The organism is Curtobacterium pusillum, from assembly GCF_007680845.1.
GTDB classification, from domain to species: domain Bacteria; phylum Actinomycetota; class Actinomycetes; order Actinomycetales; family Microbacteriaceae; genus Curtobacterium; species Curtobacterium pusillum_B.
The window spans coordinates 35,840-57,134 of record NZ_VEIY01000012.1 but is presented as its reverse complement, the minus strand read 5'-3'; the positions used below and the strand labels follow the sequence as shown (position 1 = coordinate 57,134).

Annotated in this window: 22 protein-coding genes and 1 tRNA gene; 10 read left to right on the top strand and 13 right to left on the bottom strand. The window is 69.4% G+C overall.

The annotated features are described in order from the left end of the window. The first annotated feature begins 1 nt into the window (after position 1). Together FS825_RS17995 and FS825_RS17990 are read left to right on the top strand one after the other, a co-directional pair. Positions 2-598, top strand: coding sequence for a hypothetical protein (locus tag FS825_RS17995; protein ID WP_144715732.1), 597 nt, complete (start codon positions 2-4; stop codon positions 596-598). 54 nt (positions 599-652) lie between these two features. After that, on the top strand, positions 653-1,159 hold the full coding sequence (locus FS825_RS17990; RefSeq protein WP_260981310.1) for a hypothetical protein: 507 nt from the start codon (positions 653-655) through the stop codon (positions 1,157-1,159). On the opposite strand, the gene FS825_RS17985 is transcribed toward FS825_RS17990, so the two are convergent. Further along, positions 1,156-2,013, bottom strand: a complete 858-nt coding sequence (locus FS825_RS17985; protein ID WP_144715728.1) for a helix-turn-helix domain-containing protein — start codon at positions 2,011-2,013, stop codon at positions 1,156-1,158. The genes FS825_RS17990 and FS825_RS17985 overlap by 4 nt on opposite strands. A 102-nt stretch (positions 2,014-2,115) precedes the next feature. On the opposite strand from FS825_RS17985, the gene FS825_RS17980 reads away from it, so the two are divergent. Beyond that, positions 2,116-2,991 (top strand): oxidoreductase, encoded by an 876-nt coding sequence (locus FS825_RS17980; RefSeq protein WP_144715726.1) that lies wholly within the window; start codon positions 2,116-2,118, stop codon positions 2,989-2,991. A 70-nt stretch (positions 2,992-3,061) separates the two neighbouring features. On the opposite strand, the gene FS825_RS17975 is transcribed toward FS825_RS17980, so the two are convergent. Together FS825_RS17975 and FS825_RS17970 are read right to left on the bottom strand one after the other, a co-directional pair. Continuing rightward, positions 3,062-5,191 (bottom strand): RecQ family ATP-dependent DNA helicase, encoded by a 2,130-nt coding sequence (locus tag FS825_RS17975; RefSeq protein WP_222126966.1) that lies wholly within the window; start codon positions 5,189-5,191, stop codon positions 3,062-3,064. 61 nt (positions 5,192-5,252) lie between these two features. Beyond that, the gene (locus FS825_RS17970) at positions 5,253-6,734 is read right to left on the bottom strand and encodes a hypothetical protein (RefSeq protein ID WP_144715724.1); all 1,482 of its coding nucleotides are present in this window, start codon (positions 6,732-6,734) and stop codon (positions 5,253-5,255) included. Positions 6,735-6,804: 70 nt separating this feature from the next. On the opposite strand from FS825_RS17970, the gene FS825_RS17965 reads away from it, so the two are divergent. From FS825_RS17965 to FS825_RS17950, 4 genes are all read left to right on the top strand, one after another. Beyond that, on the top strand, positions 6,805-7,629 hold the full coding sequence (locus FS825_RS17965; protein WP_144715722.1) for an endonuclease/exonuclease/phosphatase family protein: 825 nt from the start codon (positions 6,805-6,807) through the stop codon (positions 7,627-7,629). Continuing rightward, positions 7,626-8,228 carry a DUF2238 domain-containing protein gene (locus tag FS825_RS17960; protein ID WP_144715720.1) on the top strand — a complete coding sequence of 201 codons (603 nt, stop codon included), beginning with the start codon at positions 7,626-7,628 and terminating at the stop codon, positions 8,226-8,228. Before FS825_RS17965 ends, FS825_RS17960 begins: the two co-directional genes overlap by 4 nt. Before the next feature lie 83 nt (positions 8,229-8,311). Next, positions 8,312-8,385, top strand: a tRNA-Pro gene (locus FS825_RS17955). A 203-nt stretch (positions 8,386-8,588) separates the two neighbouring features. Next, the gene (locus FS825_RS17950; protein ID WP_144715718.1) at positions 8,589-9,101 is read left to right on the top strand and encodes a hypothetical protein; all 513 of its coding nucleotides are present in this window, start codon (positions 8,589-8,591) and stop codon (positions 9,099-9,101) included. Here FS825_RS17950 and FS825_RS17945 read toward each other — a convergent pair. Continuing rightward, entirely contained in the window at positions 9,098-9,694 is a 597-nt protein-coding gene (locus FS825_RS17945) for a recombination directionality factor (protein WP_144715716.1), read from the bottom strand. The two genes, FS825_RS17950 and FS825_RS17945, sit on opposite strands and share 4 nt — an antisense overlap. A gap of 996 nt (positions 9,695-10,690) precedes the next feature. Here FS825_RS17945 and FS825_RS17940 point away from each other — a divergent pair. After that, complete coding sequence (locus tag FS825_RS17940; protein WP_222126965.1) at positions 10,691-13,183, top strand: N-6 DNA methylase; 2,493 nt, start codon at positions 10,691-10,693, stop codon at positions 13,181-13,183. A 191-nt stretch (positions 13,184-13,374) separates the two neighbouring features. On the opposite strand, the gene FS825_RS17935 is transcribed toward FS825_RS17940, so the two are convergent. The 3 genes from FS825_RS17935 to FS825_RS17925 form a co-directional block, all read right to left on the bottom strand. After that, complete coding sequence (locus FS825_RS17935) at positions 13,375-13,689, bottom strand: hypothetical protein (protein WP_144715714.1); 315 nt, start codon at positions 13,687-13,689, stop codon at positions 13,375-13,377. A 64-nt stretch (positions 13,690-13,753) separates the two neighbouring features. Continuing rightward, entirely contained in the window at positions 13,754-14,053 is a 300-nt protein-coding gene (locus tag FS825_RS17930; protein ID WP_144715712.1) for a hypothetical protein, read from the bottom strand. After that, on the bottom strand, positions 14,050-14,433 hold the full coding sequence (locus FS825_RS17925; RefSeq protein ID WP_144715710.1) for a P27 family phage terminase small subunit: 384 nt from the start codon (positions 14,431-14,433) through the stop codon (positions 14,050-14,052). The genes FS825_RS17930 and FS825_RS17925 overlap by 4 nt, the downstream gene beginning before the upstream one ends. 445 nt (positions 14,434-14,878) lie before the next feature. On the opposite strand from FS825_RS17925, the gene FS825_RS17920 reads away from it, so the two are divergent. Next, positions 14,879-15,460 (top strand): hypothetical protein, encoded by a 582-nt coding sequence (locus tag FS825_RS17920; RefSeq protein WP_144715708.1) that lies wholly within the window; start codon positions 14,879-14,881, stop codon positions 15,458-15,460. 616 nt (positions 15,461-16,076) lie between these two features. On the opposite strand, the gene FS825_RS17915 is transcribed toward FS825_RS17920, so the two are convergent. The 4 genes from FS825_RS17915 to FS825_RS19090 all read right to left on the bottom strand — a co-directional run bounded on the left by FS825_RS17915 (position 16,077) and on the right by FS825_RS19090 (position 17,888). Beyond that, positions 16,077-16,334 carry a hypothetical protein gene (locus FS825_RS17915; protein ID WP_144715706.1) on the bottom strand — a complete coding sequence of 86 codons (258 nt, stop codon included), beginning with the start codon at positions 16,332-16,334 and terminating at the stop codon, positions 16,077-16,079. Between the two features lie 11 nt (positions 16,335-16,345). Further along, positions 16,346-17,029, bottom strand: coding sequence for a hypothetical protein (locus tag FS825_RS17910; RefSeq protein ID WP_144715704.1), 684 nt, complete (start codon positions 17,027-17,029; stop codon positions 16,346-16,348). Between the two features lie 113 nt (positions 17,030-17,142). Further along, on the bottom strand, positions 17,143-17,376 hold the full coding sequence (locus FS825_RS17905; protein WP_144715702.1) for a hypothetical protein: 234 nt from the start codon (positions 17,374-17,376) through the stop codon (positions 17,143-17,145). A 314-nt stretch (positions 17,377-17,690) separates the two neighbouring features. After that, positions 17,691-17,888: a helix-turn-helix domain-containing protein gene (locus FS825_RS19090; RefSeq protein WP_144715700.1), complete on the bottom strand. Its 198-nt coding sequence runs from the start codon at positions 17,886-17,888 to the stop codon at positions 17,691-17,693. A gap of 84 nt (positions 17,889-17,972) precedes the next feature. On the opposite strand from FS825_RS19090, the gene FS825_RS17895 reads away from it, so the two are divergent. Beyond that, positions 17,973-19,121 carry a tyrosine-type recombinase/integrase gene (locus tag FS825_RS17895; RefSeq protein WP_144715698.1) on the top strand — a complete coding sequence of 383 codons (1,149 nt, stop codon included), beginning with the start codon at positions 17,973-17,975 and terminating at the stop codon, positions 19,119-19,121. 281 nt (positions 19,122-19,402) lie between these two features. On the opposite strand, the gene FS825_RS17890 is transcribed toward FS825_RS17895, so the two are convergent. Further along, positions 19,403-20,431 carry an LLM class flavin-dependent oxidoreductase gene (locus tag FS825_RS17890; protein WP_144715696.1) on the bottom strand — a complete coding sequence of 343 codons (1,029 nt, stop codon included), beginning with the start codon at positions 20,429-20,431 and terminating at the stop codon, positions 19,403-19,405. Positions 20,432-20,504: 73 nt separating this feature from the next. Continuing rightward, positions 20,505-21,242, bottom strand: coding sequence for an SDR family oxidoreductase (locus tag FS825_RS17885; protein ID WP_144715694.1), 738 nt, complete (start codon positions 21,240-21,242; stop codon positions 20,505-20,507). Positions 21,243-21,295 lie beyond the last annotated feature (53 nt).

The window sequence follows — 21,295 nt, the reverse complement described above, 5'->3', positions numbered from 1 at the left end:
AGTGCTCGCCGTCGTCGCGTTGGTGGTGGCCTGGACGACGCTGCAGACCGAGCGCCGGACCGAGGCCGCGCGACCCGTGGCGACGTCGACCTCCGCTGCCGTCGCCGGGCAGGGCGTCGTCGGCGGTGGACTCGCGACGCCGTCGAACACCCTCGGCGCGCCCGTCCCCGAGCCGGACTCCGGGTCGCAGGCGGACACTGACGTGTCCCCGATCGCTCCGTGGTGGCAGCGCGTCCCACCCGTCACCGGCACGCTGCTCCCGATCAACCGGTACGCCGCCGGCACGGTCCGCATCGACGACATCCCCGACATCGGCCTGGTCATCACGTTCGACGACCTCGCGGTGGCGACGATCGGCACACCGCCGCGCACCCTGCGCGTGGTCCTGTCCTCGAAGCCCGTGATCGGCGCGAAGCGGGGCTTCTGGGCCGACGATGGCTCACCCGTCGTCGTCGGGGACATCCCCGCGGACACCCCGTCGCAGTCCCTCGTCCTCGCCAACCCGCACGTGCTGCCGCCCGAGGTCCGTTCGCTGATCCTGTTCGACGCCGACACCGGCGAGCTGCTGGGCGGAGCCTCGCTCATCCCGACGGACTGACCTGCCAGGAGGCGCGGTGCACGCCCGCCCCGTCGGATGCGGCACCATGGACTCGTGCCTCTCCCTGCCCTCGCCGACCGCCTGTGGTGCCGCCTCCGGCTCGACCGGTTGGCCGGTGGTCGCCAGGCCGGGTACGTCATCCGCGAGGACATGCTCGAACACCCGGACACCGTGCGCTCGTTCCGCTGGATCCGCTGGTTGCTCGTCGCCGAGACGGTCGTCGGGCTCACCGCGATCGTCGTCGCCGTGCTGCTGACCCACGCCGGGCAGACAGTTCCGTGGGCGGTGTGGTTCCGGGCGACCGTGGTGCTGCTCATCACCCTGACGTTGTACGTGTTCGCGTGGCGGGCGCAGCTCGGGTACTACTGGGCGTACCAGCGGCTACGGTTGTTCAGCCGGATCTTCCCGGTCGTGACGCTCGTGATCGCCGCGATCCCCGGGCTCTACCCGTTCTGGATGGTGATCGAGCAGATCGTGTTCTCGCTGCTTATGATCGGCATCGGTGACGTGCTCACGTCGGACCACATGCGGGCGACGTTCCCGAAGCCCGCCCGACGCTAGGGGACCGCGCGGGCCGTCGTCGCAGCGAGGCTGCCGAGGAGGGCCAGCGCCCGGGCCGAGGACGACCCCGGTTCCGCGTGGTGCAGCACGAGGAGCTGCCCGTCGGTGCCGCCGATCGCGAGCTTCTCGCGCCGGAGCTCGAGCTCGCCGACCTCCGGGTGCCACATCCGCACCGCACCACCGGCGAGCGGCCGGACGTCGTGGCGTGCCCAGAGCCGGCGGAAGTCCTCGCTGCCGAGCGACAGTTCCCCGACGAGCGTCGTGATCGCCGGGTCGTCGACGTCCGTGCCGATGGACGACCGGAAGGCGGCGACCATGCCGCCCATCTGGTCCTCCCAGTCGGGGAAGCGCTCCTGGTCGGTGCGGCTGAGGAACATCGTCCGGAGCCGGTTCTCGCCGGCGCGCATCCCGGGGGCCAGCGCGGTCGCGAGGGGGTTCGCGGCCAGGACGTCGAAGGCCCGGTTCTCGACGAACGCCGGCAGCCCGACGACCTCGAGGAGCTGCAGGGTGCCGGTCGGGACCCGCTCGGGGCGGCGTGCCCGACGCGTCCGGGGCCCGGACGGACTCCGCGTGGCACCGGCGGTGGTCCCGGCGAGCCCGTGCAGGTACGCCGTCGCCGTCGCGTCCAGGCCCAGCACGCGAGCGATCGCGTCGAGCACCTGCGCCGACGGGTTCCGGTCACGGCCCTGTTCGAGCCGGAGGTAGTAGTCGGCACTGATGCCGGCGAGCGTCGCGACCTCCTCCCGCCGGAGACCGGGCGTCCGCCGGACACCGGTCACGCGGAGCCCGGCGTCCTCGGGGCGCACGAGCTCGCGCCGTGCCCGCAGGTACGCACCGAGGGTGTTGTCGCTCACCCCTCGATGCTACGGACCGGACCACGCCCGATCCTGGTCCCCGTGGTCCCAGGGTCGAGGGGGTGCTGCCGTGCACGGGGGAGCCGGAGCATCGTGGTGGTCATGACCGACACGACCCTTCCCGGCGGCACCTTCCGTCTCGCCGACGACCTCGAACTCACCCGCGTCGGGTACGGCGCCATGCAGCTCGCCGGCCCCGGCGTCTTCGGACCGCCCACCGACCGCGACGAGGCGATCCGCGTCCTCCGCACCGTGGTCGAACTCGGCATCACGCACATCGACACGGCCGACTTCTACGGCCCGCACGTCACGAACGAGATCATCCGCGAGGCACTCCACCCCTACCCGGCGGACCTCCGCATCGTCACGAAGGTCGGTGCCCGTCGCGACGCCGAGGGCGGGTGGCCGCACGCCCGCGAACCGCACGAGCTCGTCGAGCAGGTGCACGACAACCTCCGGCACCTCGGCGTCGAGCAGCTCGACGTGGTGAACCTGCGCGTCGGCGGGTTCGACGCCCCGGAGCCGGGCAGCCTCGCGCCGCAGTTCGAGGCGCTCGCCGAACTCCAGCAGCAGGGCCTCATCCGACACCTCGGCCTGTCCACCGTCAGCGCCGAGCAGCTCGCCGAGGCGCAGACGATCGCGCCGGTCGTGTGCGTGCAGAACATGTACAACGTCGCGCGGCGCGAGGACGACGCGCTCGTCGACCTCACGGCGGCGCAGGGCATCGCGTACGTGCCGTACTTCCCGCTCGGCGGCTTCTCGCCCCTGCAGTCCGGCGCGCTCGACGCGGTCGCGGAGCGGCTCGGGGTGTCCCGCCTGACGATCGCGCTGTCGTGGCTGCTGCAGCGCTCGCCGAACATGCTGCTCATCCCGGGCACGTCGTCGGTCGCGCACCTGCGCGACAACGTCGCGTCGGCGGGCTTCGCCCTGCCGGCGGACGCGGTGGCCGAGCTCGACGCGATCGGTACGGCCGCGTAGACGGCGGGACGTCGGCCTGGAGGCGCGGTGCGGGCTGGCACCGCGCCTCCGGGCCGTCAGGCGACCAGACTCAGGCCACGGTCGCCAGTGCGAACGGCAAGACTGCCGACGCCCCGGCCCGACGGAGTTCCCGGCCCGCCACCGTCATCGTCCACCGGCTGTCCACCAGGTCGTCCACGAGCAACACCGGCCCCTCGTGCGCCTGCATCGCGGCAGCCAGCGCGGGATCGACCACGAAGGTGTCCCACACCCCCGACAGCCGGTAGGCGCTGTTCGTCGCCCCGTCCCCACGTGGCGTCCCACCGTTCCGCCCGAGCGTCCCGAGGAACTGCAGCCGCCCGATCGAGGACAACGCCTGCGCGAGCGACCCCACGAGCTCGGGACGGGAACGCGACGACATCGCCACGACCCCGGTCGGCCTGGTCTCCCACGGCCAGTCCTTGAGCGCGCGGACGCAGCCGTCGACGAGCTCGCGGGAGACCGGCGCGTCGGGCGTCGAGGACGCGAACAGCGCGCGGAGCGGCCCACCCCAGCCGAGGTCGGTCAGGCGGGCGACCGCGCGGCCTGGCTGCACGAGCTCGTCCGGCCCGATCTTGCCGCGGACGGGGACGCCGAGCGCGGACATGCCGGACGGCCACTGCGCGCGCGGGGCGATCTCGACGCCGACCTTGTCGAGCGCTGCCGCGGCCCCGGAGGTGTCCGACGCGGAGACGGACGTCGGGTACCAGACGCCGGCGCAGTTGTCGCACCGGCCGCAGGGTTCCGCGGACGGGTCGTCGAGGTCCTGCTGGAGGAGCTGCATCCGGCACGCCGACGTCGACTCGTACGCGAGCATCGAGGACGCTTCGGCGGTGCGGGCGGCGGCGACGCGTTCGTAGCGGGGCGCGTCGTACTCCCACGGCTGCCCGGTCGCGACCCACCCGCCGGTGACGCGCTGCACGGCGCCGTCGACGTCGAGCACCTTGAGCAGGAGTTCGAGCGTGGACCGCTTGATGTCGACGAGCCCCTCGAGCGCCACGGTCGACATCGCGGAGTCGCGGGACAGTGCGTTGAGGACGGCGGCGGCCCGGGTCTCGGTCGGCATCGACGCGCTGGCGAAGTACTGCCAGATCTCCTGGTCTTCCCGTCCGGGCAGCAGGAGCACGTCGGCGTTGTCCGTGGCACGGCCGGCGCGGCCGATCTGCTGGTAGTACGCGACGGGGGAGGACGGCGCGCCGACGTGCACGACGAACCCGAGGTCAGGCTTGTCGAAGCCCATGCCGAGCGCACTGGTGGCGACGAGGGCCTTCAGCTCGTTGCCCTTGAGCTGCTGTTCGAGCTGTTCGCGTTCCTCGGTGTCGGTACGGCCGGTGTACGCCCGGACGGCGTACCCGTTCTTGCGCAGGAGCCGGGCGATGTCCTCGGCCCCGGAGACGGTGAGCGTGTAGATGATGCCGCTGCCGGGGAGGTCGCCGAGGTGGGCGAGCAGCCACCCGAGCCGTTGGCGGGCGTCGGGGAGCGACAGCACCCCGAGTCGGAGCGATGCCCGTGCCAGGGACCCGCGGATCGTGAACACCGGGGCGTCGGGGCCGGCGGTCAGCTGCTCGGCGACGTCCTCCACCACGCGCTCGTTCGCGGTGGCGGTGGTGGCGAGCACCGGGACCCCGTGGGGGAGCGAGCGGATGAGTTCGGCGAGACGCCGGTAGTCCGGCCGGAAGTCGTGGCCCCAGTCCGAGATGCAGTGCGCTTCGTCGACGACGAGCATCCCCATCCGCGCGATGAGCGTCGGGAGTTGTTCGTCCCGGAACTTCGGGTTGTTGAGCCGTTCGGGGGAGACGAGGAGGACGTCGACCTCGTCCCGGGCGAGCGCCGCCTGGGTCTCGCCCCACTCGTGCGCGTTCGCGGAGTTGATCGACACCGCGCGGACGCCGGCCCGGGCAGCCGCGGCGACCTGGTCCCGCATGAGGGCCAGCAGCGGGGAGACGAGCACCGTGGGTCCGCCCCCACGCCGGCGCAGCAGCAGGGTCGCGAGGAAGTACACGGCCGACTTGCCCCACCCGGTGCGCTGCACGACCAGGGCACGCTGCCGGTGTTCGACGAGGGCGGAGATCGCCTCGAGCTGGCCGGGGTGGAAGACCGCGTCAGCGCGGCCCGTGAGCGCAGCGAGCGCCTGCTGCGCTTCGGCTGCGATGTCCGCAGAAGGCGGGGCGGTGGTTTCCATGCCCCCATGCTGTCAGGAGCAACCGACGAAACGCGGGTCGCGCCTCCAGTCTGTGGAGAACCTACTGGTACGTGATGAGCGACGGCGTCGGCGCCACCTCGGACATGGTCTGCTGCGGCGTCAGCATCGGAGTGTCCTCGTCGATGAAGTTCTTCCACCCCCAGTGCACCCCGGCCGGAGCGCCCGCGTGCAGCGCCTTCCACGTCGCCTGCTTGTCCGGCTGCGACCCCTGCCCGTCGACGTGGATGAGGACGTCGAGCTCCGGGTGCGACTCGAGCGACGCCCGGTCCTGGATCATCGACAGCCGGAACTGGTGCAGCACGAGCGCCTTCGGCGGCAGCCCGTCCTTCCGCACGAGGGACGCCAGCCACGACGACACCTCGTTCACCTCGGACGCCCGCACGCTGCCGATCTGCTCGAGCGGCACCTGGTCGTGCCCGAGCCGCCACTCCGGGTCGAGCGCGAGCCACACCCCGGGCTCCGCCAGCAGCGACTCGTACCGCTTCGCCTGGGAGAGGAAGTCCGCACGCCCCGGCTGGAGGTCGAGGATGACGGGCATCCCGGCGTCGTGCGCCGCGTCGACGTACGGCTCGAGCGTGGACACCGGCAGCTCCGAGGAGTAGTCGCCGTCCGCGCCCGGGCCACCGGCGGCGACGGTCGCGATGACCTCCAACGCCGGCGTGACCGGCTCGTCGCCCAACCCCCGGTACGACGCGGCGAGCGAGCGCGCGCGTGCGACCGTCGCGGTCGGGTCCTGCTCGCCGAGGGCCCCGAGCGCGGGTGCACCCGGCGCCCCGTACAGCGCGACGTACCGGTGCCCGTCGAACGGTCGCTGCCCGCCGTCCGGCAGCTGCCACCCGTCCTGCGCCGCCCGGACCACCCAGCCCGGGTCGCCGAGCGAGCGGAACGCAGCCCCGACGAGCACCGTCGGGTGCCCGGCGCGCTGGTGCAGCGCCGTCACCACGTCCGGTGCGGCCGCCGGGTCGGTCACGCCGTCCCGCATCGTCACGACGCGTGCGCCCGCGGCCCCCGCGGTGGCGACAGGGGCGGCATCGGCACCCGCGTCCGCCACCACGACGGTCGCCGGTCTGGAGGCGCGGCTCGGCTCCGGCGCGCCGCCTCCGTCCGGCGCGTCCCGCTCCGGGACGCCGGTGTCGACCGAGACGCCTCCCTCGGCCTGGTACCAGTCGGCGCCGAGGCGCCGGAGTTCGCGGGCGACCGCAGCGCCGCCGTCCTTGCCGGCGACGGTCAGGAGCACCGGCACGTGCGCCGCCTCGCCGGCGCTCGCCGCGGTCCGCACCGCAGCGGCGTCGTCCGCGGGCGCGACGACCGCGCCGGGAGCGCTGGCGAACAACGCTCGGCTCGCGGCGATCGAGCGCGCAGCGGGGTCGTCCTGCGTGACCGCGGACACGGTGTCGGCCGAGGAGTCCGCCAGCGTGGCCCGCGCGGATCCGGACCCTCCACCGGTGCACCCGGCGGCGCCGAGCAGCAGTCCGGTGGCCGCGAGTGCGAGGAGGACACGGGAGGTGGGGCCGGAACGCATCGGGCCACCCTACGAGCCACGCGGAGCGGTCCCTGGGAATCCGACGGGTGTCGTCTCGTAGAAGGGAGGCATGCGCGACCACGACCGACCGCTCATCGGTGCGGTGCAGCCGCCCGACGTGCACTGCATGACCCTCAACGTCCGCCGACGCGTCCCGCGCCCCGCCGGACACTCCGATTCGTGGGAGCTCCGCCGCGGCGCCGTGGTCGCGCTCGTCACTTCCGAAGGGCCCACCGTCCTCGCCGTCCAGGAGGCGCTGCCCGCCCAGTCCACGGACCTCACCGCGGCCCTCGGGTCGCGGTGGGAGCCCGTGGTCGTCGGTCGCGGAGCGCACGGTGGTGGGGAACAGGTGGGGCTCTTCCTCGACCGGGAACGCCTCGACGTCATCGAGCGGCGGTCGTGGGCGCTGTCCCGGACACCGCACCGGCCGGGTTCCCGGTCGTGGGCGACCGCGTTCCCCCGGCACGTCGTCGGCGCCGTCGTCGCGGACCGTGCGACGGGGGCCCGGTTCACCGCCCTCGCCACCCACCTCGACGTCCTGTCGCCGTGGGCTCGGGTGCGGTCCGCCGAGCTCCTCGGGCGGATCGTCCGGGAGCGCGCCCTGCCCGCCGTCGTCATGGCGGACTGGAACAGTCCCGCCGGCTCCGCGCCCTGGCGAGCCCTGGCGGAGGCGGGCGTCGTCGACAGCTGGAGCCGCGCCTCCCGACAGGTGAACGGCCCGCTCGGGACGTACCCGCACTACCGGGATCCGCGTCCCGACGGCCGGCGCATCGACGGGGTCCTCGCGACCACGGACTGGTCCGTCGGACGCGTCGCGGTGTCGGACCGGCGGCCGGGCGGGGTGTGGCCGTCCGACCACGCCGCCGTGCACGCTGTGCTGCGGGTGGCGTCGTGATCGCGACGTTCGGGCCGACGTTCTTGCGGCCCCGGTTCCTCGCCGCCGACGTCGTGCGGGCGCTGACGGTCGTCAGCCTCGTCGTCGCCGTGATCGGCTGGGGCGGGACCTCGTTCGCCGTGATGGCGCTGTGCCTCCTCGGGGTGGTCGTGCCGCGGATGCTCGGACTGCGGCCGGCGTTCGACGTGCTGGTGTGCCTGCTCGTGCTCGTCGCGGGGTGGTCGAGCGTGCTCGAGTGGTACACGACGGTGTTCCTCTGGGACAAGTTCGTGCACGTGGTGCTCACCGGGCTGCTCGCGGCGGTGCTGTACGTCTTCGGTGCCGACCTCCGTGCCGTGCCGGCGCCGCACTCCGAGCGCCGGGTCGTCGTCGCGGTCCTCGCGCTGTGTGCGGGACTTGCGATCGGGGCGGCGTGGGAGATGGGGGAGTGGCTCGGCCACAACTTCGTCGACTCGGCGATCTACGTCGGGTACGACGACACGATCGGGGACCTCGCGGCGGACGGGGCCGGCGGGTTGCTCGCGGGGCTGGGGTTGCCGTGGTTGGCGGCGCGGCGGGAGGTGGTGCGGCCGACTCGCCGTGGCACGGACGGGCGCTGACGTCCGCTATGCTGGACCGGTCGCTCGCGGTCCGGTCGGACGCGGGCGAGGGTCCTCCGGGGCTCTGGGTCCCTCGGGGCTCGCGGGCTGTGGCGCAGCTTGGTAGCGCACTTGACTGGGGGTCAAGGGGTCGCAGGTTCAAATCCTGTCAGCCCGACCGGAGCGAGGCCCGGATCTTCGCGGATGCTGCGAGATTCTGGGCCTCTCCTTTTGAGGCTGAGTGGCCGCCTACGCCAACCCGTACGCCAACGCCGATTCAGTACGCCAGCCCGCGTGTCAACTTCGAATGCGGTCGCCAATCAGTGCGATCGCATCGGGTGTCGGTGGTCTGATCTAAGCTCACGTCCCACGGGAGGTGGCATGCAGTACTCGGACATGGTCGCGACGGCGGCGTTCGTCGCTGCGATCGGCATACCCGTCGTGCAGGGAGCTGCTGGGTGGGTGCGCCGTTCGTCATTGCACGTGGATAGCACTGTGCAGCCGATCATGCGGATTGTCATGCGGCCTGGGACTCGGAGCTACAACGGCGGGTTGGAGCAGCGCTACAACATTCAGCTCACCGCGCCGGACCGCGACATGCGGGTCCGGCTCCGAGTCGAGGTCGAAGGGCTCACCGATGGGTACGACGTGGAAGGTATGCCTCCTCGCGGGCGTGTCCACCTGCGTCGAGGCGTCGCGCACAACATCGACGTGCATGTCCGCGTCGGCGAACACACTGGGATGGATCGTGACCGACGCGTGCGGGTGCGCGCGTCGCGGCTCCTGGCCCGGCCGATCCGGTCGGCCTGGGTGACGATCCCGCGCGACTTGCGCGAGCGTGTCTTAGACGAACAGACTGGCGAATACCGCGAGGTCGAGCCGGACGTCTCCTAGAACTTCAGCTCCGTCTGGGTGAAGCTCACCGTCTGGCCGGCGCGCGGGCCCTGCTTGGCGACGAAGCTCACCGGCTCACGCTTCAGCTCGACGAGGACGGGGCCGTCGGAGTTGTCGAGCTTGTCGTAGAAGCCGTCACGAGCGAGGTTGCGCTCCAGGTTCCAGGCTCCGCGCTGGATGAACTTGAAGATGCCGAGGTCCGGGTCATCCGCGAGGCGGAAGTAGACCGTGGTCTCCGGGGCGGTGCCGAGACCCTTCTTCGCGCGCTCCTTGCGCTCCGCGATCGGGAGCTCGGCGTCCGGGTCAGCGGAGCCGTCGTCGAGGGTGTAGCCGTCGCCGCGCATCGCGATCTTGCCGTCGCGGCCCCAGAGCACGAACTCGGTGCCGATGGAGTCCGGCGTCTCGACGATCACGTTGATGCTCGCGGCCTCGGTGAAGACCTCGTAGGACCACGTGCCGTCGCTGGCGTCGACGATCTGCGGCCGGCCGCCGAAGAGGGCAGCGGTGCTGGTCGCTGTACCCAGCGATGCGGTGGTGACGCGCCAGTGATCGAGCGATACTGGCGCCTTGCCGTGGAGATACCCACCGTGCAAACGCCCGAATGTAGGCCAATGCCGCATGCCATGTCCTCCTAGATGTATAGCGAAAGGCCCCGGCTCGCGAGGTGCGGGCTGGGGCCAGGTGTACGTGAAGTGCGCTACTGGTTGGGGCAGCCGATCGGGGCTCGTTGCTTCGGTCGCGATTCGTGCTAGGCAGTTGCTTCGGGACGCGAAGCCCGGTCGCGGTCGTGGCAGTCCGGTCTACCTTCCACCGCCACTCGTCGAGGCGGGCGGCGACGAGACCGCCCATGTCCTCAAAGTCGAGGCAGTCGTCGACGACGGCCTCGGTGCTGCCGAAGGCTTCGGGCGACGTAGGTGGCGGTCAGCAGCATCGAGGTCCTATCTCGTGGATGGCAGGACGGTACGGCCTCCAGGTGACTCTGCACAACGGAACGGACTAGCCCTAGCCGCTAGTACCCGTACCCGAGTCCGGGGACGAATGGGTCCCAGCGTCGCGGTGCCGCTGGGTGCGTGCCGTACTGCTGGGCACGCCTGAGCGACGAGAGGTCGCCGCCGCGGGCCTGAGCTTCGCGAACAGCGCGCGGGGTGTGCATCGCGACGGCGTGTGCTCGTGCTGAGCTTGATTCGTACTGCATCGATGGCCTCCGGGCGTGCGTTGGGCGGGTAGAAGTCGAGAGTCGGACGTGACGCGGAATGACGAAGTCGGACGGCAAGCGGGTGCCGAGTTTCATACATAACGAGCGGACGGCGGCCGGAGTGACCGTTCCGAGAGCGGAGTGGACCCTTTGAAGATCGGCACGAGGCTCGCAACGACCTCCGGAGGAGCCCGCCGAGTCTCCCAAGGGGCCACGGGGCTCGATCCGCGTCATCCCCTCAGTTTGGACTGCTTGGGGGTAAGGCTCTTCGGGCACCGGACGCTCAGGTCCAGCCCCTCCGAACCACTCGGCGGGCCGCAGCAGCCACGGGCGCGCTTGCCTGTTACTGTCAGACGACCATTTGGGCGAGCGAAAGGGTCTGCTCCTGTCTAGCGTGCGCACGGAGACCGAGACGGTCATCAAGAGGATCCTCCCCTACTTGCGACGTCGCGGCTACGAACCCGAGCAGGACATCGACTTCGAAACGCCCGTCTCCAATCTCGATCGCTACACCAACGGGTACGTCGACCTGCTCGTGACCGCCGGGAAGGCGTCGCCGCAGTTTGTCCTCGAAGCCAAGCGAAGCGGCAAGACACTCAACGCGAAGGACTCCAAGCAGGCCCTGGACTACGGCAAGGCTTTGAACGTTCCGTTCGTCGTGGTGACAAACGGGCAGGTTGTGCGCGTATTCAACACCGCGAACGGAGAGCCCCTTCGATGGAACGGCAAGCTGGCCGACAAGGTGCCAAGTCGCGACCAACTTCCGAAGGTCATGGCAGCTCTCAGGCGCAAGAAGGACTTGATCGACGTGCCGCTGGGGGATGGTGATGCGAGTTTGCCATTCCGCCCATCGCTACCGCTCAAGCAGCTCAACGACCTATTTGCGCGCTGCCACAACAAGATTCGGAACATCGAGAAGAATGAGGAGCATGCGTTCGCGGACTTCTCGAAGATCCTTTTCCTGAAGCTCCTGGAAGAAAAAGAGGACGCGGGCGGGTTCAGCCTTCCCTACTCGTACCGATTCTGGGAACTGGCAGACCGACCGTCGAGTCATGCGGATCAGGTGAAGTCGGCTATCTTGCAGATGCTTTCGGATATCAAGTCCAAAGGATACGGCGACGTTCTCACGGAAGATCTCCACCTGAAGAATCCGGCCACGTTCGCCTACTTGGTGCAAGAGCTGGCGAAGGTTTCATTCTCTGACAGTGATGTAGATGTGAAGGGCACAGCATTCGAATACTTCGTTCGCGCCACCCTGAAGGGAAAGAAGCTCGGGCAGTACTTTACCCCGCGTCCAGTAGTCGAAATGATGGCCGGACTTGCGAATAGCCAAGCCATCGTTAATAGCCTGCTCGCTTCGTCAAAGGTCCTTGTAGCAGACCCTGCTTGCGGCACGGGTGGGTTCTTGGTGTACCTCCTGCGCGAGTCTCTCCAGCAGCTCGAAACAAAGTATCTCGCACAGGATATAACGAAGACCGTGCGCGACGAGGTTGCGAAGAAGCTCATGCAGGAAGTCTTTCATGGAAGCGACGCGAACGACGGCGTTGCCTCTGCTGCGAAGATGAATATGATCATCGCGGGCGACGGCCACAACAACATTCAGTGCGAGAACTCTGTGCTCCCCACCGCGAGCATTTGGCCGATGGGCGAGCAGCGCTACAGCTTCATCCTGACTAACCCTCCCTTCGGAACCGTCGAGGGTGATGCGCTCTCCAAGAGTGACGCTGCGCTCTATCCCGTCTCAGGCACGGGCAAGGGTCAGCAGCTGTTCATTCAGCGCATGGTCGAAGCCACCCTGCCTGGCGGCACGATCTGCACAGTTATCGATGAAGGGCTCCTCAATACCGAGACCGGGGCGGCGTTGCGGCGTTGGGTAATGCAGCAGACGCGTATTCGCGCGATCGTTCACCTGCCCGATGTGACCTTCCGCCCGAACAAGATCAACGTCCGGTCAAGCGTCCTTGTACTGCAGAAGCGTGAGACGCCCGACATCGATATGCTCGACAGCTCCCCGGTCACGTTTGCTGACGTTGAAACTCTGGGCTACACGGGCACGGGCGAAGCGCTCCGGAACTTTGATACCCGGAAGTTTATTGACGAGGTTGTTGCCGGAGTTCGCACTGGAAGCGGAGAGCGACACGGCGGTGGCTGGCGCGCTTTCGACGTTCCTGCCACCGAAGTCGCGAAGGACGCAACGTCGCGGTGGGACGTTAAGTACTGGCGGCCGGAGACACGAGCAAGCATCGAAGAACTCAATACCGGCGATGGTCGCACGATCAGGGAGTTGAACTTGATCGAAACTCGTCGTGGAAAGTCGCCATCGGCCTCGACTTATGTGGACGCCGAAGATGGCTACGCGGCCGTGGTGAAGGCTGGAAGCTGCATTACTCGGTATGGCACGATCGACCTGGACGGAGCTGACTGGATCGAGAAAGCCCCTTATGACGAGTTTCCGACTCATGCCCGGCTTCAGCTGAATGACGTGGTCCTTGCCTCGACGGGCGACGGCACGCTGGGGAAAGCGGCTGTTTGGGAACTGGATCAGCCAGCCGTTGCAGACGGGCACGTCACAATCATCCGAACTGACCCCGCGGTGATCAATCCGCGATACCTTGCAGACTTCCTTCGCGAGGGCTTTGGAAAGGTCCAGATCGAGCGTTTGTTTACCGGCGGCACCGGCCTGATCGAGTTGACCCCGGAGCATGTGAACAGCATTCGAGTAGCGATGCGGGGCGGCGTCGAGCAGCAAGCTTCACTGTCTAATGACCTCCGCGCTACAGAAGCTGCACATCTCGCTGCTACCGCCGTATCGATTGACTCCCTTACGACGGGACGAGCTGTGTTCAAGGAGGCTTCCGGGTTTCATGCCGCGCTAGCGGCGTCCTGACCCGGTGGCAAATGCGTCGTAGAGCGCGGCCTGCTCGTCGCAATCGGTCGGTACGGGTGTCCTTCGACCGTGCTCGTCGCGGAGCTTGATGCATGCACCTCTCGCGGCCAGGCATTGCAGGACTTTGAGCCCCAAAGCCAAGCGACGGCGCCCCGCGGAGGTCTCCCGGGTGTAGCGCCTTCAGCGTTGGACTACGACTGAACGACGCGCCGGGCGGCGGTCCTGCGCATGGCCCAGTCACGCGGTGTGTGCTCGACCGGCTCGGCGACGTCGTGCGGCAGCGCGTCGAGGGCGTCGTCGTAGAGCACGGCTGCCAGCTCGGACAGCTCGTCCATTGATGGACGGTTGCCGAATAGCAACGCGGCGTCACGGTCGAGCAGCGCAGCGCCAAGAAACTCGGAGGCCGTAGCGCCGCGGTCGGCGCGACGGATGGCACGGGCGAGGTTGCCGCGTTCGATGAGGAACTGGTGACCGCGCCAGTAGAGCGGGGTTGAGTAGTCGGGCATGTGGGCCATTCGGGCATAACAGAGCCCCGGCCGCGGGCGTGCGGTCGGGGCTCTGGGATGGGGGTTAGCGGGCGAGTGCCGCGCGGAGGTAATCGTCGGCGCTCCCCTCACGCGCCATGAGAGCGCGCAGGTCGGAGAACGCCAGCGGGGAGGGGCCAGCCTGAGCCGGTCCGGCGTTGTGGAGCAGTGCGCGCATGGCGATGTCGGCGACCTCGGCGCGCGTCGGGCCGGAGTCGGTGCGCACGTCGTCTGCATAGGCGACGGCGACCGCGGCGGCAGCGTCGAGCGTCGTCGGCAGGGCGCGGAGCCGGAGCCGAGGCAGGGGGCCGACACGGGGCAGCGTGGGGACGTCTACTGCGATCATCGGGTGGCCCGGCCGGTGCGGTTGAGGCCCGCCTGCTGTCGTCTCTCGGCGCGAGATTGCACCGGTGACAGTCGATCGAGGATCGACGCCGCGGCGGTCCGGAGCTGACGGACCTCGGAGACGAGAGGATGAGCGACGAGCTGGCCGGTCGAGCCGAGGACCGTCGAGCCATCGGCTCGGATCGTCCGGTCATATCGGTCGGCGGTCGCGATCATCGTGCACGCCTGGTGGAGCGACGACAGGTCGGCACCGGCGATGGCGGGGCGCTCGGCGAGGATGCGGGCGTGGACGCGCTTGGCCTCGGCGCTCCAGTGGCGCGGGAGCGCCGGAGCCGCGTCGTCGTCCGGCGAGGCCAGTGGCACGTAGAGGTCGGAGGTCATGGCTTTCCGTTCGGGGGTGAGGGACGGCGCGAGAGACGGCGACGAGTGGTGCTCTGGGTCGCGGTTTCTGCACCCGACTGCGGGGCCTCGCGAGTGGCAAAATGCCCGATGAGAGGCCGGTACTGTGCTGATGGGCCTCTAAGAACCAGGGGGCTCACGAGGCGCACAGTCAGGCGCTATGCCAAGCCGATCCGCGCGCGGGGGTGGCGGAGGAGTCCGAGCCGGTCGACGACACTTCGGCTCGGTTCACCTCGGCGAGGTTGGAGGCACGAACACTCGGTTGCTCGTTACGAATGCGTGCTGATCGATCGTCCCGTTTCGTGATGCAGCCACCACGCGACGGCCGGTCGGCTCCGCGCGTCACCGTCGCGATCAATCCGAGTTGCTCACTCCCGTGAAGCTTGCCAGAGCGCTGAGAACGCCTCGGATTCATTATGCTCAACGTGTGAGTGATGACGCCCTGATCCGTCCACGTCGTCGTCGCCGCGGTCGGCGCCTGGCGCCGGTTGTCCTCTTCTGGGGCATCGTTCTGCTGCTCGTCGTCGTGGCCGGTGCGGCCGTAAGTGTGCCGGCCTATCTCGGCGTCAACGACCTTGCCGGTGCGGCGGGCAGGGCGACGGCGTCGGCTCGTTCAGCAGCAACGGACCTGAAGAACGCAAAGACAGGTGCTGATGTTGCCCGGCAGGCGCTCACCGATGGTCTAAACGACGGGAGCATTCCGACTCCCGCCGCTGTGTGGGTTGGAGCTATTGCCGCGGGTGAGCCGCTGCCGCCGACTGCGGCGCCGGAACCTGGGTATTCGTTCGCTGTGGGGCGCGTCACTGCTGCTGAGCAGGAGGTAGCTGATGCCAATAGGGCATACCTGGCATCGAAGCTCGTCTCTAACAGCACCACCGCGGCCTACGAAGTAGCGCACGACCGCTATATCCTGACGCTGTCGGCGAGCATCGGCGCTGTCGTGCTCGTCGCGCTCATCTTCGGAACGTTCCTCATGCTGAACCTGCCCGGGGCACAACGACGGCGTTGAACGTCAGCCGGCGCTACTGCGTTGCGGCTTCCGGATCAGGCGCGGCAGGCGGTGCACAGCCGCGGGGACGTGTTGAGGACGAGCGCGTCGCACCACCGGCTTGCGCACTTGCGGTGTGCGGGGATCGGATGTGCCGGCAGCGTGCATACCTCGGGCATAGGTAGGACGGGACGCGCGCCCTCGTTCCACGCTGCCGGGACGAACATGCGGCTTCTCCGTGCGTCGTAGACCCGGATGCCCTGGACGACGTAACGGGCGGCACGCGCGGCACGCTCGGCCGGTGTCTCGCGATCCATCGGCGGCAGGATGTCGGGGTTGAGGCTGGCGGTCGCGAGGGTGGCCTCCGCCAATCGGCTGTCGGATCGGTGGCGGGCGGCATTAGTCATTCGTGGTGACTTTCTCGGGGTGTTGGTGGATCGTGATGGTGGGTGTCTGCCCTGTCGCGGGGATGTAGGCAGCGTGGGACATCCGGCGGCGCACGGACCGGTCGTAGTGGTCCATCCGTCGCCGCTCGTCGGGATTCACCGGTCCCACTCATCGGCGGTCAGCGGGTGGGGCTTCGGCCGCGGGTACTGGGTTACGACCACCGGATACGACGGGCGGTCGGGTGTGTGCGTCACCGGCGCGCCTCGCGGATCGCCGCGGCGATGGTCTGGGCACTGGCGATGCGGGACCGCTCTGCGGTCTGGTGCTTGGTCAGGGCGGCAAGCTGCACGGAGTACAGCGCTTCGGGCGTGACGCCCTGCCGGTCGGCCTCGGCGGCGATGGACTGTTGAACGCCGTAGCTGAGCGCGGCGAACGGGGTGTCCGTGTCCGGCGAGGTGTTCGCCAGGACAGCGTTAGCGATGGCGCGGGCATGGTCTGCGGTAGGCAAGATGGCGGTCCTTACTTGCGAGCGGCGAGCTGTGTGTTGATGGCGTCGAGGTCAACCCCGCGGGCGGCGGGAGGAGCGGCCTGCGGGCCGACGTGCTCGGCGTGGGCGACCGCGTCGCGAGCGAACGCGGCGCGCTCACGCTGCGCGCGGCGCATGGCGTCGGCGATGGCGGGTACGAGGTGATCGACTGCGGCGATCGGGTCGCCGCCGACGAGCGATGTGAGCGGGCGAGCGGCGACCGGTGCCAGGGCTCGGATTGCTTCAAGGTGTTCGACTGCTGCGGTCATCGCCTCGGGCAGCGCGTCGAGGTGGGCGTCGAGGGCGTCGGATGCAGCGGCTTTGGCTTCGGCGGATACGCGGCGCTGTGCGTCTTCGAACGCGCGGAACGCGTTGGTGTGGTCCGCTGCGGCGCGCGTCCACTTGGCCTCGGCAGCGCGCACGTCATCGCGAGCGGACTCCCAGTCGTCGACGAGCACACCTCGGCGGCGTTCCTGGGCGTTCGACGGTGAGGCAAGCGAGTTGCGGTGCGCGCGGGCGGCGACGACGCCCTCGTTCGCGGCCTGCACTGCGACCTCGGCTGCGTCGAGGGCAGAGCGGTCGCGACCGACGATGCGGTCTACCTCGGCGGCTGCCTTGGCGCGTGCTGCGTCGCGGATGGCCTGCATCCGGGCGTTGGCGTTCAGAGCTTCGGACATGGGTGCTGTGTTCCTGTCTGCGTCGGGCCTGCCGACGCTCGGGCTGCGGTGAGTGCGCGGGCGCGCGAAAGCGCACGGCCGGTGCAGCGGGACCGGGCGTGTGTTGGGCGGTGCTACTCGGAGTGGTTGGCGACGACGCCGGAGGCGGCCGCGATGAGCAGGCCGTGCAGCGTCGAGTCGAGCAGTCGCGGGGCATCATCGAGCGACAACCGCTCTCGGAGCGCGCTGGCGGCGTCGAGCACTCCTGCGGCGTCGCCGCGCTGTGTCGCGACAGTGAGGGCCTGCGAGAGCGGTGCCAGCTCAGCGATGAGGGCATCAATGGCGTCGTTCCGACGCTTGGCCGACATAGCGACGCGGCAGGCGGTCGAGCACGTTCGAGCGTCGGCGCGGGTGGCAGCGAATGCACGCCCGCATCGGGCGCACGTCAGCGTGTGGTGCTGGGGCATGCGGGCCTCTCGGTCAGACGGTGGGGAAGGTGTTTCCCTTACATCTGTTAATCGCCCCCGCGGCCCGGGAGGCGGCGCGGAGGCACGGGAGAGGGGTCGAGTGACATAAGTGCGCGAAAAAGACGTCACTACCTATCTCTCTTAAAGAGGAGGAGGTCTTTAAGAGAGATAGAGAGATACACCTTTTTCCGTCACTTCTGTCACTTGCACCCGTGTCACCCGCGCCCCGGGGCTCCGTCGCTGGCTAGGCCATCAACGTAGGCGGCGAGGTCGCGTGCCCGAATACGTCGCGCCCCACCAATCTTGACGCTCGGGACCGTCCCATCCGCGATGAGTTCGTACAGCCGTGCCCGCGATAGGGCGAGCTGCCGGGCGGCGTCGGGGATGGTGAGCAGTAGGGGTGCCGTGTTCATGCTCGGCAATCGCCCGCGGCTTCCACGATGGCCCAGGATCATCCAGCGCTGTCTAGTGATGACCCCTTGACCTAAAATGACCCCATGACGAAGCGTGGCAACGGTGAGGGCAGTGTCAGCCGCCGACTGGACGGCAAGTGGGAGGCGCGGTTCTCCTACGTGGACGCCAGCACCGGCAGGCAAAAGCGGGTATCGAGCTACGGCGCAACCCGGGCGGAAGCTGTCAGGAAGAGCAAGGAGAAGCGCGCCCGCGTAGAAGCCGGGCAGCCAGCGCGTGACTCGACTCTGACTGTTGGCGAGTACGCGCGGCAGTGGTGTGGCTCGACCCTCGCGGTGTCCCCGCGTAAGGAGAGCACGCGGGCGACGTATACGACGCTCCTGGAGGCTTACGTGATCGATTCGCCGTTGGGTGCGCTGTCCTTCGAGCGCGCGAAGCCGACTGACGTCGAGCGGTGGCTCGCTGCCCTAGTGCGGCGCGATGGCGAGGCCGTGTCGGACTCGACCCGCCGTCAGGCGTACACGGTGCTACGGGCTGTCTTCGACACGGCAGTCCGTGACGGCCTCGCGGCGCGCAACATCGTGGCGACCGTGGCGCGACCGCGCGTCAAGTCGAGCGAAGAGCGGTTCCTCACCCCCGATGAGACGACGCGATTGCTGGAGGCGGCGCGGCGCGCGACACCGCGATATGCGCCGATCCTGGAAATCCTCGTGCGGACGGGGCTGCGCCGCGGCGAGGCGCTAGCGCTGTGTTGGCCCGACGTTGACCTCGACAGCGGTACCGTCCGCGTGCGCGGCACGCTGGGGCGCGTGGGCGGCGTGCTGGCGGTCACGGAGCCGAAGACGGACCGTAGTCGACGGACTATCTCGATCGGACCTCGTGCCGTTGCGCTCCTGCGCGAGGTGCAGGCAGCTCAGGCGAGCGAGCACCGCGCGCACGCGGACCTCTGGGCGGGTGGCAGCTTCGTGTTCACCACGCCAACGGGCACGCCGCTCGACCCCCGGAACGTACTCCGCGCCGTCGGGGAGGCAGCGAAGCGCGCTGGCCTCGACGGGGTAAAGGTGCACACTCTGCGGCACACGGCGGCAAGCATCATGCTGGGCAAAGGCGAGAGCTTGAAGGCCGTCTCCGATCATCTAGGGCACTCGTCCGTCGCGATCACCGGCGACGTGTACGGCGCGCTGGCTCCCGACGTCAAGCGGGAGGCCGCGCTAGCCCTCGACGGGGCGTTCTGAGTACGCCAACCGGTACGCCAACCCGAGGGAATCGACGCGATCCGTTGTCCGTGGACGCCTCTGGATGATAGTGGCCGCGGTATTTCGTTTGACCAGGAGTTTCGTGACTAGCGCATCCAATCGGACTGGACGAACCTGGACGGGCTCGGATGGGCCTTTCTAGCCTGGGGGTCAAGGGGTCGCAGGTTCAAATCCTGTCAGCCCGACCACGGAAGCCCCGACGGACCTCGGTCCTGTCGGGGCTTCTTCGTGTTCGAGGGTGCGGCCGCCGCGGGGGCTGATCAGGCCGCCCCGCCCGCCGGCGCCCACCCGAGCTCCGGACCGAGGCGCTCGGCGATGTCCGTGATGATCTGCGCGTAGTCGTCCGGCTCGAAGGAGAACGGCAGCGCGAACGCGACCTCGGTGGCGGCCTGGTACCCGGCGTCGGCGCGCAGCCGGTCCGCGATCTCCACCGAGGTCCCGACGAGGTCGGCGGCGAACAGCATCCCCGCGGGCCCCATCGGCACGCCGACCCGACCCGAGCGGGCGTCGACGTAGGCGCGGTAGCGCTCCTCCTGCTCCCGGGTAGCACTGTCGGTCGGGATCACGACCAGGCCCTGCGAGACACGAGCGGCACCGCGGTCCGGGTGGGCGTCGAGGTAGGCGTCGATTTGGGCCCGCTGGTTCGCGGCGAAGTCCGTGCCGACCTCGCTGCGGGTCACGCTCGACGTGAGCAGGTGGAAGCCGTTCTCGCCCGCCCACACGGCCGACCGGGTGCTGCCGGCGCCGTACCAGATCCGGTCCACGAGGCCAGGGCTGTGCGGTTGGACGGTGCGCGCGAACTCCTCGATCCCACGACGCTCGACAGTGTCGGTGACCGGGTCACCGCGCACGAGGTCACGGAACCGGAGCAGACGATCGTTCCCGAGGTCCTCCTGTTCCGCGGTGCCCGGGTAGAGCGCGTCGCGGTAGAGGTCGTAGTGCATCGGGACGCCGGCGGAGAACCCGGGGTTGAGCCGGCCGTGCAGGAGCACGTCGACGGTGCCGAGGTCCTCTGCCAGTCGGAACGGGTTCTCCGCGCCGATCGGCGTGACGGCGGTGCCGAGCGCGATCCGCGAGGTCCGCTGCGACGCGGCGGCCATCAGGGCGACGGGGGAGGAGATGCCGTGCTGCAGGTGTCGGTGGCGCAACCACGCGCTGTCGAGACCGAGGGACTCGGCGCGCTCGATCACCCGGAGCGTGTCCTCGTGCCCCTCGGACGGTCGGGCCGGGTCGAACGACCCGATCGTCAGGAATCCGAGACGTTCCAGGGGCACTCCGTCGAGGGGCATGCGTCGATCGTGGCAGAAGCGCGACGAGAGCGCGCGCCGTGCGCGGCCCGAGCAGCTTCCTCGTGGTGCGGCTTCAGCTCTGCACGGTCGGGCGGATGATCACTTCGCCGACGTCGATGCCTGCCGGCTGGGAGATCGCGTACGCCACGGCAGCCGCCACTGCCTCCGCCGGCATGGCGATCGCGTCCATCTGCGCTCGGAGTGCGGCGCGCTGTTCGGGATCGTTCGTCTTGGTGACACCCTCCGTCGCCGTGAAGCCGGGTGACACGACGGTGACGCGCAGGTCCGCACCGGCCTCCTGCCGGAGGGCTTCGCTGAGCACGCGTACCGCGGTCTTCGTCGCCGCGTACACGCCCTGTGCCGGGACGATGCGGTGTGCGGACGTCGACGCCGTGTGGACGAAGTGCCCGGATCCTTGCTCGCGGAACACCGGGAGGGCGGCCGCGATCCCGTTGAGGACGCCGACCAGGTTCACGTCGACCATCTGCTGCCACCCGTCGACGTCGAGGGTATCGAACGGAGAGACCGCCATGGACCCGGCATTCTGGTGCAGGACGTCGAGGCGGCCGAACCGTGTCCGGGCGGCCGCGACCAGCGCACGGAGAGCATCCCGGTTGCGCACGTCGGTCTCGACGGCGATGGCCGAGCCGCCGTCCTCGGTGATCTCCCGGACGACGGACCCGAGCCGTTCGACGCGCCGCGCGCCGAGGACGACCTTCGCGCCCCGAGCGGCGAGGTGCCGTGCCGTCGCCTCGCCGATGCCGCTCGATGCGCCGGTGATCGCGACGACCTTGCCCTGGATCCCCTCCATGGTGGCTCCCTTCGGTAGAGTGGAACGGACACCCGTCCGTTTCGTCGAGGAGG